The organism is Streptomyces sp. SID8374 (assembly GCF_009865135.1).
Classification (GTDB): Bacteria; Actinomycetota; Actinomycetes; order Streptomycetales; family Streptomycetaceae; genus Streptomyces.
Genome location: NZ_WWGH01000002.1, coordinates 1208976 through 1223295 on the forward strand (window position 1 = coordinate 1208976; position 14320 = coordinate 1223295).

The following is a 14320-nucleotide window of genomic DNA, read 5'->3' on the forward strand; positions in this document are numbered from 1 at the left end:
CGGCGTCCTCAGCAGAGGCACTTTCAGGAACGGCGTCCTCCGGAGAGGCGGGGCGCCATGAGTCTTCCCACCAGCAGGGCAGCCCGCACCGGCCAGTACCTCGCGCTCCTCGCGTATCTGGTGTTCCTGGCCTTCCCGTTCCTCTGGCTGCTCTCCACCGCCTTCAAGCCCGCCCGCGAACTGGGCTCGCTGCACCCCACCTGGATCCCCGAGCATCCCACCCTCGACAACTTCCGCCAGGCCTTCGACGAGCAGCCGCTGCTCCAGGCCGCCGCCAACTCGCTGATCGCCGCCGTCTCCGCCGCCCTGATCGCCGTCGTCATCGCGACCCCGATGGCCTATGTGATGGCCCGCCACCGGGGCCGGCTCGCCACCGCCGCCACCGGGTGGGTCGTGGTCAGCCAGGCGTTCCCGTTCGTGCTGGTGATCATTCCGCTCTTCCTGGTGCTGAAGAACCTGCACCTGATCAACACCCTGTGGGGGCTGATCCTGGTCTACGTCGTCTGGTCGCTGCCCTTCGCGCTGTGGATGCTCGCCGGGTACGTCCGGGCCGTGCCGGCCGAGCTGGAGGAGGCCGCCGCCGTCGACGGGGCGGGCCGCGTACGGACGCTCGTCTCGGTCGTCGCCCCGCTGCTCGCCCCCGGAATCGTCGCCACCGGACTCTTCGCGTTCATCACCGCATGGAACGAGTTCTTCTTCGCGCTCGTCCTCCTCAAGACCCCGGAGAAGCAGACCTTGCCGGTCGTCCTCACCCACTTCCTCGGCGCGGAGGGGGTGGCCGACCTCGGGCCGCTGGCCGCCGCCGCGTTCCTCGCCACGCTGCCCTCGCTCGTGCTCTTCGCCTTCATCCAGCGGCGGATCACGGGCGGGATGACGGCCGGGGCGGTGAGGGGCTGATGCGCCGCACCCTGCCCCGGCGTGCCGCAGCCGCCGTCACCGTCCTCGCCCTGCTGCTCACCGGCTGCTCGGCCACCGACGACGGACGGGACGCCGACGGCACCATCCGGCTCAGGTTCCAGTCGCTGGCCTGGCAGAAGGAGTCCGTCGACGCCAACAAGCAGCTGGTGAAGGAGTGGAACGCCGCCCACCCCGACGTACAGGTGGACTATGTCCAGGGCAGCTGGGACAACGTCCACGACCAGCTGCTCACCTCCTTCGAGGGCGGTGAGGCGCCCGACATCATCCACGACGCCTCCGACGACCTCGCCGACTTCGCGTACGGCGGCTACCTCGCCGACCTGCGCCCCCTCCTGCCCGAGCGGCTGAAGGCGGACATCCCCGAGCGGTCCTGGCGCACGACCACCTTCGACGGCGGGATCCACGGCGTCCCCTTCCTCCAGGAGCCCCGCGTCCTCATCGCCAACAGCAGGATTCTCCGGGCGTCGGGCGTGCGGATCCCGACGCCGGAACGGCCCTGGAGCTGGGCGGAGTTCCGCAAGGTGAGCAAAGAGCTGACGGGCAGAGGGCGTTACGGGGTCGCCTGGCCGCTCAAGGAACCCGTCTCCGTCACCCTCAACCTTGGCCTCTCCGGCGGCGGGCAGCTCTTCCACCGCGACCCGGACGGCAAGGTGGAGCTGCGCTTCGAGGAGGGGGACGCGGTGGTGACCGGCACCATCCGCGACCAGGTCAACTCCGACCGCAGCGCGGCCCGTACGGCGCTGGGGATGGGCGGCTCGGACGCCCTGCCCGGCTTCTTCGGCGGCCGGTACGCCATGCTCCCGCTCGGCTTCGCCTACCGCCAGCAGGTCGTCGAACAGGCCCCCGAGGGGTTCGAGTGGACGGTCCTGCCCGCCCCGGCGGGCAGCGGAGGCCTGGCCCAGGGGGTGAGCCCGCAGACCCTTTCCGTCGCCGAGGACAGCCCGCACAAGAAGGAGGCCGTCGCCTTCATCGACTTCCTGCTGCGGCCGGAGAACATGGTCCGCCTGGCCCGGGGCGACTGGATGCTCCCCACCGGCACCACCGCCCTCGCCCACCCCTCCCTGCGCACCGCCGAGCACGGCTGGGCCACCGGGACGGCGCTCGCGCAGCACCTGCGCCCGGCGCCCGCGCAGACCGTGCGCGGCTACCCCGAGTGGAAGGACAAGGTGGCGACCCCGGCCCTCCAGGAGTTCTACAGCGGTGCGATCACCACCGATGAGCTGCGCAAACGGCTGGTCGATGACGGAAACCGGGTCCTGGCGCGCTATCAGCGCTGACGGGGAGGGAGCGAAAACGACTAGACGAGACGTTGCGTCTCGCTTATGGTGGGGCACATGCCGGAATCGCCGCGTGCCCACATCGCCATGTTCTCCATCGCCGCCCACGGACATGTGAACCCGAGCCTCGACGTCATCCGCGAGCTCGTCAGCCGTGGGTACCGCGTCAGTTACGCCATCCCCGCCCCGTTCGCCGACAAGGTCGCGGCCACCGGTGCCGAGCCGGTGATCTACACATCGACCCTGCCGACGGACGACGACCCCGACGCCTGGGGCACCGAGCTGATCGACAACATCGAACCCTTCCTGGACGACGCGATCCAGGCCCTCCCGCAGCTGATCGCCGCCTTCGACGGCGACGAACCCGCCCTCGTCCTGCACGACATCACCTCCTATCCCGCCCGCGTCCTCGCCCACCGCTGGGGCGTCCCCGCCGTCTCGCTCTGGCCCAACCTGGTTCCCTGGGAGGGGTACGAGGAGGAGGTCGGCGAGCCGATGACCGCCGGGCTGAAGCGGACCGAGCGCGGCAGGGCGTACTACGAGCGCTTCGCGAACTGGCTCTCCGGCAACGGCCTCGGCCACCTCTCCAGCGACGACTTCGTGGCCCGCCCGCGCCGTGGCCTCGTCCTGATCCCCGAGGCGCTCCAGCCCAACGCGGACCGGGTGGACCGCGCGATGTACACCTTCGTCGGCGCCTGTCAGGGCGACCGCGCCGACCAGGGGGAGTGGGTGCGGCCGGCCGGGGCCGAGAAGGTGCTCCTGGTCTCGCTCGGCTCCTCGTTCACCAAGCAGCCCGCCTTCTACCGGGAGTGCGTCGCCGCCTTCGGCGAACTGCCCGGCTGGCACGTGGTGCTCCAGATCGGCGCCCATGTCGACCCGGCCGAGCTCGGTGACGTACCGGCGAATGTGGAAGTGCACGCGTGGGTGCCGCAGTTGGCGGTGTTGCGGCAGGCGGACGCCTTCATCACCCATGCCGGGGCGGGCGGCAGCCAGGAGGGGCTCGCCACGGGGACGCCGATGGTGGCCGTACCGCAGGCCGTCGACCAGTTCGGCAACGCCGACATGCTCCAGGCGCTCGGCGTGGCCCGGCATGTCCCGATGGAGGAGGCCGACGCGGCGACGCTGCGCGAGGCGGTGCTCGCCCTGGTCGGCGACCCGGAGGTGGCGGAAAGGTCCGCCCGGCTGCGCGAACAGACGGCCGAGGAGGGCGGCACGCGCCGGGCGGCCGACGTCATCGAGGCCGAGCTGTCTCGCTGAGCGGCGCTGAACCCTCTCGCCGAGCGGATCCGAACTGTCCCTCTCAGCGGATCGGTTGGACTGATATCCGGACGTTGTCCGCCCCGCCGTACAGCGCGGTGCGCGAGGCGGGGCGTTCGTCTGTGCGATGCCCGTGGTCGTTGCATCTGCACGCACATCCCGGGTGACTCCACATCTCCGGCAGGGGACTTCACCCCTCTCGCGCACTTCTTCACGCACGTTCACATGTCTTCACGCATACTCGTGGGCACCCGGTGGTGTCGGAACCCGGGTGCGCACGGGTGCGGTGTGCGGTGGTGCCAAGTGCCGTACAGCGGCCATGAGCTGGCATTTTCCCGCGCGAGAGCCCCATCTCGGCTCGCCGATCCGGCGTTGTTGCCGGCGTGTTGACTCCCGCCGCCCGTTGTGGCCCGCCGTGGCCGATTTCTTATTACGAAACCTTGTTGAGTAAGTCACAGCTGCAAGGGGGTCTTGATCTGTGCTCGTCAATCGGTCAGGGTTTCGAGCCAACCCCCGGAGATCTTCCGGCCGGAGGTCAATCCCCCCACAGAGATTGACGAGGAGACCCCTCTTCATGGCCAAGCACCAGCGCACCACCACCCGCCGGACCAAGCTGACCGCCGCGATCACCGCCGTGGCAGCCGCAGCCGGAGTCACCCTGTTCGGAACCTCGTTCGCCGGAGCCTCGCCGGCTCCCATGGGCACGGTCTACGGCGCGGACGCCGAGACCGCCGTCTCCGGCAGCTACATCGTCATGCTGGGCGAGAAGGCGGACAAGTCGAAGCTCGCCAAGGAGTACGGCGGCAAGCTCCAGCGCAACTACTCCTCCAGCATCAACGGCTTCTCCGCCAGCGGCCTTTCGGAGACCGAGGCCAAGCGCCTCGCCGCCGACCCGGCCGTCGCCAAGGTGGTCCAGAACAAGAAGTTCAGCATCAACGCCACCCAGGAGAACCCCCCGTCGTGGGGTCTGGACCGCATCGACCAGACCGAGACGGCGGGCGACAACGCGTACACCTACCCCGACGCCGCCGGTGAGGGCGTCACGGCTTACGTCATCGACACCGGTGTCCGCGTCACCCACGAGGACTTCGAGGGCCGCGCCACCTCGGGCTTCGACGCCGTGGACAACGACGACGACGCCGACGACGGCAACGGGCACGGCACCCACGTGGCGGGCACCATCGCCGGGGCCGAGCACGGCGTCGCCAAGAAGGCCAAGATCGTCGCCGTCCGCGTCCTGGACGACAACGGCTCGGGCACCACCGAGCAGGTCATCGCCGGGATCGACTGGGTCGCCGCCAACGCGTCCGGCCCGTCCGTGGCCAACATGAGCCTCGGCGGCGGCGCCGACCCGGCCCTCGACGAGGCCGTCCAGAAGGCCATCGCCGCAGGCGTCACCTTCGGCGTGGCCGCCGGCAACGAGTCCAGCGACGCCGGTCAGAGCTCGCCGGCCCGCGTCCCCGAGGCGATCACCGTCGCCTCGTCCACGGAGGCCGACGAGCAGTCCTCGTTCTCCAACTACGGCTCCATCGTGGACATCTACGCCCCGGGCTCGGACATCACGTCGACCTGGAACGACAGCGACACCGGCACCAACACCATCTCCGGTACGTCCATGGCGACCCCGCACGTCGTCGGCGCGGCCGCCGTCTACCTGGCGGGCCACCAGGACGCCACCCCGGAGGAGGTCGCCACGGCGCTGACCGAGGGAGCCACCCCGGACGCCATCTCCAACGCGACCGAGGGCACGGCGAACAAGCTCCTCAAGATCGTCGAGTAGGACCCGCTGCCGGACGGTGGCGCCCCACCGTCACCGTCCGGCCGCCCTCGCGCACAGCAGCCGCCGCGCCCTCCCCCACGGGGCGCGGCGGCTGCGCGCCGGGAGGAAGATCGCTCTAGTGTGGGGGGCCATGACGACGAAGTACGCGGCGCTGCTGCGCGGGATCAATGTGAGCGGCCACAAGAGGGTCCCGATGGCGGAACTGCGCACCGTGCTCGGCGAACTGGGGCACACCGACATCGCCACCCATCTACAGAGCGGCAACGCCGTCTTCCGCAGCACCGACGAGGACGAGAACGCGCTGGCCGCCGCCCTGGAGGAGGCCCTCCATGAGCGGTTCGGATTCTCCGTCGGCTGCATCGTCCGCAGCCACGCCTATCTCGCCGCCGTCGCCGACGCCTGCCCCTACCCGGCCGCCGAGCTGGAGGGCAAGCAGCTCCACGTCACCTACGTGGACCGGCCCGTGGACGCCGGGCGCTTCGCCGGACTCGACCCCCAGGCCTATCTGCCGGAGGCCTTCGAGATCGGGGACCGCTGCCTCTATCTGTACGCCCCCGACGGACTCGGCCGCTCCAAGCTGGCCGAAGCGCTGGCGCGCCCCCGGCAGACCGAGGGCCTCACCGCCACCACCCGCAACTGGAACACCGTGGCCAAACTCGTGGAGATGACCCGTGTCTGAGCCGTCGCCCGCCGTGGCGGCGGCCATCGAAGGTGAACTCCGCCTGCTGGACCCGGTGGTACGCGCCTCCGCGGATCTCCTCGCCGCCCTCCTCCACCCGGAGTTCCGGGAGATCGGCACCAGCGGACGGCTCTGGAACCGGGAGTCGATCATCGCCGCGCTCACCGCCGACGGCGCCCCGCGCCCCGGCCCGCTGACCGCCTCCCGGATGCAGGGCGCGGAACTCAGCTCGGACCTGGTGCACCTCACCTTCGACACCGAGTCCAAGGGGCTGCGCTCGCACCGCAGCTCCCTGTGGCGGCTGACCGGGGCGGGGTGGCGCCTCTACTTCCACCAGGCGACCCCGTTCGTCGGCGACCCGTTCGCCGAGGTATGAGCCTGGCCGAGGTGTGAGCCTGCCCGGGACCTGGGCGTGCCCGGAGTCCGAGCCTCTTCTGACAGTGGCTGAGGGCGAGTTCGGGAGGGCCGCCGACTTTCCCGGCGGGCTGACGGACCGGGCCCGCCGTGCCTCATGATGGGGCAGCCATGCCGAGGGCCGCCGGGAGACGCGACGTACGTGGTGATGGCGGCCGTACAACCGCACAGCGCCGGTGACCTCACACCGCCACACCACCATGGGAGATCCCTGTGTCCACCTCCATACGCCCGCGCACCGTCCGCCGCAGCGTCGGCGTCGTCGCCGCCGCGACGGCCGCCATCCTCGTTCTCGCCGCCCCGGCCTCCGCGCATGTGGAGGTCGCGTCCGAGGGCGCCCAGGCGCTCGCCGAGAACGTCACGCTGAACTTCGACGCGGCGACCGAGTCCGACTCCGCGGGCATCACCAAGCTGGAGGTGTTCCTCCCCAAGGGGATCGCGCCCGCCGATGTCACCTACGGAGAGGGCCCCACCGGCTGGAAGCTCGCCCCGACCGAGAAGGGCTTCACCGTGTCGGGCCCGGCCGTGGCCGTCGGCAAGGACGTCACGTACTCCGTCGTCGTCCGGCAGCTGCCGGACGCGAAGTCGCTGGTGTTCAAGACGCTCCAGACGTACGACGACGGGCGCGTCGACCGCTGGATCGAACTGGAGGAGTCCAGCGGCGGCGGGCACGGACACTCCGCGCCGGTGCTGGAGCTGAAGGAGGCGGCCCCGGGCGCCCAGCCGGTCGACCCCACCCCGACCGCGCCCCCCTCGCCGTCCGCCCCGCCCACCACCGAACCCGCGGACGCGAAGCCGACGGCGTCGGACCGGCCGATGGTCAGGGCCGAGGAGGACGGCGACTCGTCGCCCGCCCTGCCGATCGGCATCGCCGTCGCCGTACTGGCTCTGGCGGGCGGCGGTCTGTGGTGGTTCCTCAAGCGCCGTCGCGGCGGCACCGCCTGACCCGCCCGGCCCCACGGCCCCTGCCCCCGGGGCGGTGGGACTCGCGGTCGGGCCGTACGCCCGCGACCGGAGTCCCGCGGGGGGCGGGGGTCCCGGTCGCGGCGGATGCAGGTTAGCCTTACCTCTGTTTGGCTGGAGACGAGTGGCTGGAAGTCGCCCCTTCTCCCTTGTCCGGTACACGCTAGAGGAGCAGGTGAGTGGGGGCTGACAGGTCCGGGCGCGGTGTCATCCGCCGTGCCGTCGCCGGGCAGCGCCGGGACGTCGTCGTCGGTTCGCTGCTGGGCGCCGCCCATCAGACCGGCGAAGCGCTCGTCCCCGTACTCATCGGCCTGATCGTCGACCGTGCCGTGGTCCGCCCCGACGGGGGAGCGCTCGCCCTCTGGCTGGTCGTCCTCGCCGTCGTCTACGCGATGCTCTCGTACGGCTTCCGCTTCGGCGCCCGGGCCGGTGAGCGCGCCGCCGAACAGGCCGCGCACCAGCTGCGCCTCGATGTCGTACGCCGGGTCCTCGCCCCGCACGGCGGCGCCGAGGCCGGACGGCCGCCCGGCGCCCTGGTCAACGTGGCCACCGAGGACGCCCGGCGGGTCGGGGCCTTCAACATGGCCCTCACCCTCGGCATCGCCGCCGTCGTCGGCGTGGTCGCGGGCGCGGTCCTCCTGCTCCGCGCCTCCGTCCCCCTCGGGCTCCTCGTCCTGATCGGCGCCCCGGTCCTCATGGCGCTCGGCCACTACCTCGCCCGCCCCCTGGAACACCGCAGCCAGGCCGAACAGGAGCGCGCCGCCCACGCCTCCGGGGTCGCGGCCGACCTGGTCGCCGGGGTCCGCGTACTCAAGGGGCTCCGGGCCGAGCGCGCCGCCGTCACCCGTTACCGCTCCACCAGCCAGGCCTCCCGCGAGGCCAACGTGCGCGCCGCCCGCGCCGCCGCACTCCAGACCGGCCTGATGCTCACCCTCACCGGTGCCTTCATCGCCCTGGTCGCCCTCGTCGGCGGCCGCCTGGTGCTCAGCGGCTCCATCGGCCTCGGCGCCCTCGTCTCCGCCGTCGGCCTCGCCCTCTTCCTGCCCGGCCCGATCGCCGTACTGGCCTGGGTCGGCGCCGAACTCGCCAAGGCCCGCGCCTCCGCCGCCCGCATCGCCGACGTACTGGCCGCGCCCGGCGGGACCACCGGCGGCACCACGGAGCCCGGCCCCTCCTCCGGCGAGCTGCGCCTGCACCGCCTCGGCCACGCCGGGCTCCACGGGATCGACCTCACCGTCCGGCCCGGCGAACACCTCGGCATCGTCGTCACCGACACCGCCGACGCGGCCACCCTGCTCCACTGCCTGGCCCGTCGCTGCGACCCGGACCAGGGACACGTCGCACTCGACGGCACACCGGTCACCGAACTCGCCCCGGCCGCCCTGCGCTCCGCCCTGCTGGTGGCCGAGCACGACGCCCAGCTCTTCGACGGCACCCTCCTCGACAACGTGACGGCCGCCGCCCCGGCCGGAGCCGACCCGCAGCCGGCCATGGACGCCGCCGCCGTCGACGAGGTCGCCGCCACCCTCCCCGGCGGCACCGCGGGGCGGATCGGCGAGCGCGGCAGCTCCCTCTCCGGCGGCCAGCGCCAGCGCGTCGCCCTGGCCCGCGCGCTCGCCGCCGACCGCCCGGTCCTCGTCGTCCACGACCCGACCACCGCCGTCGACGCCGCCACCGAGGCGCGGATCGCCACCGGCATCCGCCGCGCCCGCACCGGCCGCACCACGGTCCTGGTCACCAGCAGCCCCGCGCTCCTCGCCGCCACCGACCGGGTCGTCCTCATCGACGGCGGCACCGTCACCGCCGAGGCCCCGCACGAGGACCTCGTACGCGACCATCCCGTCTACCGCTCGGCGGTGCTCACATGACCACGCCATCGGGCATACCGGGCGCAGCCGACGACAGCGCCGAGCTGCTGCCCATCGCCACCGGCGCCCGCACCCGGGCCGCCCTGCGCACCCTGATCCGCCCCCACCGGGGCCGCGCGATCCTGGGCCTGGGCGTGCTGGTCGGCGCGACCGCCGTCGGGCTCCTGGTCCAGCCGCTGCTGGGCCGCATCGTCGACATCGTTGCCGACGGCCGCCCCGCCGACGCCCTCACCCTGCCGGTGGTTCTCCTGGTGGCGGTCGCCGTCGTCCAGGGCCTCACCACCACGCTCGGGCTCACCCAGATCGCCCGGCTCGGCGAGACCGTACTGGCCCGGCTGCGCGAGCAGTTCGTCGAACGCGCCCTCCAACTCCCCGCCGACCGCCTGGAACGTGCCGGGGCCGGCGACCTCACCGCCCGGGTCACCGGCGACGTCGCCCGGGTCGCGGAGGCCGTCCGCTCGGCCCTGCCCGAGATGGCCCGCTCGGTCCTCGCGATCGTGCTGACCCTCGGGGCGATGGCCCTGCTGGACGTACGGTTCCTCCTCGCCGCGCTCCTCGCCGTACCGGTCCAGGCGCTCACGGCACGTTGGTACGTACGCCGGGCCACCACCGTCTACGCCGACCAGCGGGTCGCCAACGGGGCCCAGCAGCAACAGCTCCTGGAGACCATCGGGGGAGCGGTGACCGTACGCGGCCACCGGCTGGAGGAGCAGCACACCGAGAAGAGCGCGGCCCGCTCGCGCAAGGCCGTCGAACTGACCATGCGCAGCGTCCACCTGGTGCTGGGCTTCTACGCGCGCCTGCACATCGCGGAGTACATCGGGCTGGCCGCCGTCCTGGTCACCGGGTTCTTCCTGGTCCGCGACGGATCCGTCTCGATCGGTACGGCGACGGCCGCCGCCCTCTACTTCCACAGCCTGTTCGGACCCGTCAACGCGGCCCTCGTCCTCCTTGACGACGCCCAGTCGGCTGCGGCCGGGCTGGCGCGGCTGGTCGGGGTGACCGACCTGGAGGAGAGCGCGGTACGGCTGCCGCACCAGCGGGCGGAGACGGAGGCGGAGGCCGGGACCGCGCCCGGGACCACACCCGGGGCCGGACCCCAGGCCGCGCCCGAGACCGGGACCGACGCTGCGACGCCCGCGCCCGCCGTCACCGTCGATGCCGTGAGCCACGCGTACGGCCCCGGCCGCACCGTCCTCCACGATGTCTCCCTCACCCTCCGCGCGGGTGAACACGTGGCCCTGGTCGGGACCAGCGGCGCCGGGAAGTCCACCCTCGCCCGGCTCGTCGCGGGCGTCCAGCAACCCACCGGCGGCACGGTCTCCGTAGCGGCGGCGGGAGAGACAGGGCCCTCCGTCGTCCTGGTCACCCAAGAGGTCCACGTCTTCACCGGCACCCTCGCCGACGACCTCCGCCTCGCCCGCCCCGACGCCACCGACGACGACCTCCGTACCGCCCTCGCCACCGTGCACGCCCTGGAGTGGGCCGAGGCCCTGCCCGACGGGCTCGCCACCGTCGTAGGGGAGGGCGGTCACCGCCTCGACCCCGCCCGCGCCCAGCAACTCGCCCTCGCCCGGCTCGTCCTGGCCGACCCCCCGGTCGCCGTCCTCGACGAGGCGACCGCCGAGGCGGGCAGCGCGGGCGCCCGGACCCTGGAGCGCTCCGCCGAGGCCGCGCTCTCCGGCCGCACCGCCCTGGTCGTCGCCCACCGCCTCACCCAGGCCGTCGCCGCCGACCGGATCGTGGTGCTGGAGGCCGGCCGGGTCGTCGAGAGCGGCACCCACGACGAACTGCGCACCGCCGACGGCCCGTACGCGGCGCTCTGGCACGCCTGGTCCGGCAGCCGCGCCGCGCCCCACCTCTGACCCTCCAACTCCCCGTCGCCCCCGGCACACCCACCCTCCCGAAGGAATCCCGCCATGTCCCGCATGTTCCAGCGCACCCGGCTGACCGCCGTGGCCGCGTCCGCCCTGCTGCTGTTCGGAGCCGCCGCCTGCGGGTCGGGCGAGAGCGACGACAAGGCCGCGCCGTCCGCCGACAGCGCGCAGAAGGGGGCCTTCCCGGTCACCCTCGACCACAAGTACGGCGCCACCACCGTGAAGAACGAGCCGCAGCGCATCGTCACCGTCGGCCTCTCCGACCAGGACGCGGTGCTCGCGCTCGGCAAGGTCCCGGTCGGCACCACCGAGTGGTTCGGCGAGTTCAAGGGCGCCATCGGCCCCTGGGCCGAGAAGGCGCTCGGCGACAAGGCGCGGCCCACCGTCCTGCACGACGACGGCACCGGCCCCCAGGTCGAGAAGATCGCCTCCCTGCGCCCCGACCTGATCCTCGCGCTGTACTCGGGCCTCACCAAGGACCAGTACCGCACCCTCTCCAAGATCGCCCCGGTCGTCGCCCAGCCGAAGGACGGCGCGGACTGGGGGATCTCCTGGCAGGACCAGACCACCCAGGTCGGCAAGGCCCTGGGCAAGAGCGACGAGGCGAAGGCGCTGGTCGCCAGAACCGAGAAGTACATCGCCGACGCCGCCGCCGCGCACCCGGAGTTCAAGGGCAAGACCGCCGTCATGGCGACCCCGTACGAGGGCATGTACGTCTACGGCCCGCAGGACAACCGCTCCCGCGTGCTGACCGGCCTCGGCTTCCAGCTCCCGGCGGACCTCGACAAGGTCGTCGGCGATGCGTTCGGCGCCAACATCAGCAAGGAGCGCACCGACCTCCTCGACACGGACGCCGTCGCCTGGATCGTCACCGACCCGGACAAGGACGCGAAGAAGCTCCACGCCGACCCCCTGTACGGAAAGCTGGACGCGGTCAAGGAGGGCCGTGAGGTCATGATCAAGGAAAGCAGCCACTTCGGCAGCGCCATCTCCTTCGTCACCCCGCTGAGCATCCCGTACACCGTCGACCGCCTGGTCCCGATGCTGGCGGCCGCCGTCGACGGCAAGCCGGACACGAAGGTCGTCCACCCCGCGTCCTGACGCCTCTTCCGGCCCGTCCCGCCCCACGCGGGACGGACCGGGCGCCCTGACCGACCCACCCCTGAGGAACCGGACCGTGGAGCCAGCCCCGTGACCCGCCCCGCCCGATGGCGCCCCGCCCTGCTCGTGGCCGTGCTCGCCGCCGTGCTGGTGGTGCTCTGCCTGCTCTCGCTCGGTCTCGGCGCCCTCCAGATCCCGCCCGGCGAGGTCCTCAAGGCGCTCGTCGGCCGCCCGACCGGACCCCGTGTCGAGGACGTCATCTGGTCGGTGCGCGTGCCGCGTACGGCCCTGGGGCTGGCCGCCGGTGCCGCACTCGGGCTCTCCGGCTGTGTGATGCAGGCGCTGACCCGCAACCCGCTGGCCGACCCGGGCATCCTCGGGGTGAGCGCCGGGGCCGCGTTCGCCATCGTGCTCGCCGCCGGGGTCGCCGGGATCGGCTCGCTGCTCGGCTACATCTGGTTCGCGTTCGCCGGAGCCATGGCGGCGAGCATCGTCGTCTATCTGCTGGGGCGGATGGGGCGTTCGGGGTCCACGCCGGTGAAGCTGGCCCTCGCCGGGGTCGCCGTCACCGCCGTGCTCTCCTCGCTGACCAGCGCCGTCGTCCTCACCGACCCGGCCGCCCTGGACCGCTTCCGCTTCTGGTCGGCGGGCTCGCTCGCCAACCAGGACGCCTCCACCGTGCTGCGCATCCTGCCCTTCCTCGGCCTCGGCGCCCTCCTCGCGCTGGCGAGCGCCCCCGCCCTCAACAGCCTCGCCCTCGGCGACGACGTGGCCGCATCGCTCGGCCGCAAGCTCGGCCTCGTCCGCCTCCAGGGCGTCGTCGCCGTCACCCTCCTCACCGGGGCGGCGGTCGCGGTGATCGGCCCCGTCGTCTTCATCGGCCTGGTCGTCCCGCATGTCGCCCGGGCCCTCGCCCAGTCCGCCGGACTCGGCCCGGACCACCGCTGGCTGCTGCCGCTCTCGGCCGCGCTGGCCGCCGGGCTGCTGCTCGGGGCGGACGTCCTCGGCCGGGTGATCGCCCGGCCCGTGGAGGTCCAGGCCGGGATCATCGTCGCTTTCATCGGCGGCCCGTTCTTCATCGCCCTGGTCCGCCGACGCCGGCTCGCGGAGGTATGACCGTGACCACGCCTTCCCTGAGCTCCAAGACCGCTCCCCGCCCCTTCCGGCTGGCCTTCCCGCCCGTCTCCGGCACCCTGCGCCCCCGCCAACTCGCCGTCTGCGCGGCCCTCGTGGTCGCCGTGTTCGTGGCGCTGTGCTGGAACGTCTCCATCGGCGAGTACGGCATCCCGCTCACCGATGTCGCCCGCGCCCTGACCGGTTCCGGCGACCCGGGCACCCTCCTCGTCGTCCAGGAACTGCGGCTGCCCCGCGCCATGACCGGGCTGCTCGCGGGCCTCGCGTTCGGCATGTCCGGGGCCCTGTTCCAGACGATGACCCGCAACCCGCTCGCCAGCCCCGACATGATCGGCCTCACCCAGGGCGCCGGGACCGCCGTCGTCGCGGGCATCGTCCTCGGCTGGGACTTCGGCCTCGGCACCCAGGCCCTCGGCCTGCTCGGCGCCCTCGCCAGCGCGCTCCTCGTCTACGGGCTCGCCTGGCGGCGCGGCACCACCGGCTACCGCATCATCCTCGTCGGCATCGGCGTCTCCTGGGTCTGCCTCAGCATCACCGACTTCCTGCTCGCCCGGGGCGGCCGCTTCCAGGCACAGGCCGCGCTCGGCTGGCTCGTCGGCAACCTCAACGGCCGCGACTGGCAGCAGGCCGCGCCCCTGGCCGCCTCGCTCGTCGTGCTGGTGCCCGCCGCCCTGCTGATCGGCCGGCTGATGCGTACGCTGCAACTCGGCGACGACGTCGCCAAGGGGCTCGGCACCCGCGTCCAGGCCGTCCGCCTCACCGTCCTGCTCACCGGCGTCGGCCTGGTCGCCTTCGCCACGGCGGCCGCAGGGCCCGTCGCGTTCGTGGCGCTCGCGGCCCCGCAGATCGCGCAGCGCCTCTGCCGTACGGCCTGGCCGCCGCCGCTCGCCGGCGGACTCACCGGCGCCGCCATCGTCCTCGCGTCCGACGTCCTGGCACGCGAACTGATCCCCGGCACCGAACTGCCCGTCGGGATCGTCACCGGAGTGCTCGGCGCCCCGGTGCTGCTCTGGCTGCTCATCCGCGTCAACCGCGCGGGCTCAGGAGGCTGA

At 73.0% G+C, this 14320-nt stretch carries 12 protein-coding genes; all 12 read left to right on the forward strand.

Annotation, left to right across the window (positions count from 1 at the left end; translation table 11 throughout):
- The first annotated feature begins 57 nt into the window (after positions 1-57).
- Complete coding sequence (locus GTY67_RS28775; protein WP_161280867.1) at positions 58-897, forward strand: carbohydrate ABC transporter permease; 840 nt, start codon at positions 58-60, stop codon at positions 895-897.
- Positions 897-2195 (forward strand): sugar ABC transporter substrate-binding protein, encoded by a 1299-nt coding sequence (locus GTY67_RS28780; protein ID WP_161280868.1) that lies wholly within the window; start codon positions 897-899, stop codon positions 2193-2195. The genes GTY67_RS28775 and GTY67_RS28780 overlap by 1 nt, the downstream gene beginning before the upstream one ends.
- A gap of 57 nt (positions 2196-2252) precedes the next feature.
- Positions 2253-3452, forward strand: coding sequence for a macrolide-inactivating glycosyltransferase (gene mgt, locus GTY67_RS28785; RefSeq protein ID WP_161280870.1), 1200 nt, complete (start codon positions 2253-2255; stop codon positions 3450-3452).
- A gap of 574 nt (positions 3453-4026) precedes the next feature.
- The gene (locus GTY67_RS28790; RefSeq protein WP_093693049.1) at positions 4027-5232 is read left to right on the forward strand and encodes a S8 family peptidase; all 1206 of its coding nucleotides are present in this window, start codon (positions 4027-4029) and stop codon (positions 5230-5232) included.
- 130 nt (positions 5233-5362) lie between these two features.
- Positions 5363-5911 carry a DUF1697 domain-containing protein gene (locus GTY67_RS28795; RefSeq protein ID WP_161280872.1) on the forward strand — a complete coding sequence of 183 codons (549 nt, stop codon included), beginning with the start codon at positions 5363-5365 and terminating at the stop codon, positions 5909-5911.
- On the forward strand, positions 5904-6287 hold the full coding sequence (locus GTY67_RS28800; RefSeq protein ID WP_093693047.1) for a nuclear transport factor 2 family protein: 384 nt from the start codon (positions 5904-5906) through the stop codon (positions 6285-6287). The genes GTY67_RS28795 and GTY67_RS28800 overlap by 8 nt, the downstream gene beginning before the upstream one ends.
- A 251-nt stretch (positions 6288-6538) precedes the next feature.
- A complete protein-coding gene (locus tag GTY67_RS28805) occupies positions 6539-7270 on the forward strand; it encodes a DUF1775 domain-containing protein (protein WP_256062351.1) in 732 nt (243 codons plus the stop codon).
- 197 nt (positions 7271-7467) lie between these two features.
- Positions 7468-9156, forward strand: coding sequence for an ABC transporter ATP-binding protein (locus GTY67_RS28810; RefSeq protein WP_161280873.1), 1689 nt, complete (start codon positions 7468-7470; stop codon positions 9154-9156).
- Positions 9153-11021, forward strand: a complete 1869-nt coding sequence (locus GTY67_RS28815; protein WP_161280875.1) for an ABC transporter ATP-binding protein — start codon at positions 9153-9155, stop codon at positions 11019-11021. Before GTY67_RS28810 ends, GTY67_RS28815 begins: the two co-directional genes overlap by 4 nt.
- Before the next feature lie 54 nt (positions 11022-11075).
- Positions 11076-12134 (forward strand): iron-siderophore ABC transporter substrate-binding protein, encoded by a 1059-nt coding sequence (locus tag GTY67_RS28820; protein ID WP_093693044.1) that lies wholly within the window; start codon positions 11076-11078, stop codon positions 12132-12134.
- A 90-nt stretch (positions 12135-12224) separates the two neighbouring features.
- Positions 12225-13250 (forward strand): iron chelate uptake ABC transporter family permease subunit, encoded by a 1026-nt coding sequence (locus GTY67_RS28825; RefSeq protein WP_161280877.1) that lies wholly within the window; start codon positions 12225-12227, stop codon positions 13248-13250.
- Positions 13247-14320 carry an iron chelate uptake ABC transporter family permease subunit gene (locus GTY67_RS28830; RefSeq protein ID WP_161280878.1) on the forward strand — a complete coding sequence of 358 codons (1074 nt, stop codon included), beginning with the start codon at positions 13247-13249 and terminating at the stop codon, positions 14318-14320. Before GTY67_RS28825 ends, GTY67_RS28830 begins: the two co-directional genes overlap by 4 nt.

What these genes read in the sequence shown, in the direction of transcription:
- GTY67_RS28795 (WP_161280872.1), top strand. Translation starts at nt 5,363, where the DNA reads ATGACGACGAAGTACGCGGCGCTGCTGCGCGGGATCAATGTGAGCGGC.
- GTY67_RS28790 (WP_093693049.1), top strand. Translation starts at nt 4,027, where the DNA reads ATGGCCAAGCACCAGCGCACCACCACCCGCCGGACCAAGCTGACCGCC.
- GTY67_RS28830 (WP_161280878.1), top strand. Translation starts at nt 13,247, where the DNA reads ATGACCGTGACCACGCCTTCCCTGAGCTCCAAGACCGCTCCCCGCCCC.
- GTY67_RS28820 (WP_093693044.1), top strand. Translation starts at nt 11,076, where the DNA reads ATGTCCCGCATGTTCCAGCGCACCCGGCTGACCGCCGTGGCCGCGTCC.
- GTY67_RS28775 (WP_161280867.1), top strand. Translation starts at nt 58, where the DNA reads ATGAGTCTTCCCACCAGCAGGGCAGCCCGCACCGGCCAGTACCTCGCG.
- GTY67_RS28780 (WP_161280868.1), top strand. Translation starts at nt 897, where the DNA reads ATGCGCCGCACCCTGCCCCGGCGTGCCGCAGCCGCCGTCACCGTCCTC.
- mgt (WP_161280870.1), top strand. Translation starts at nt 2,253, where the DNA reads ATGCCGGAATCGCCGCGTGCCCACATCGCCATGTTCTCCATCGCCGCC.
- GTY67_RS28815 (WP_161280875.1), top strand. Translation starts at nt 9,153, where the DNA reads ATGACCACGCCATCGGGCATACCGGGCGCAGCCGACGACAGCGCCGAG.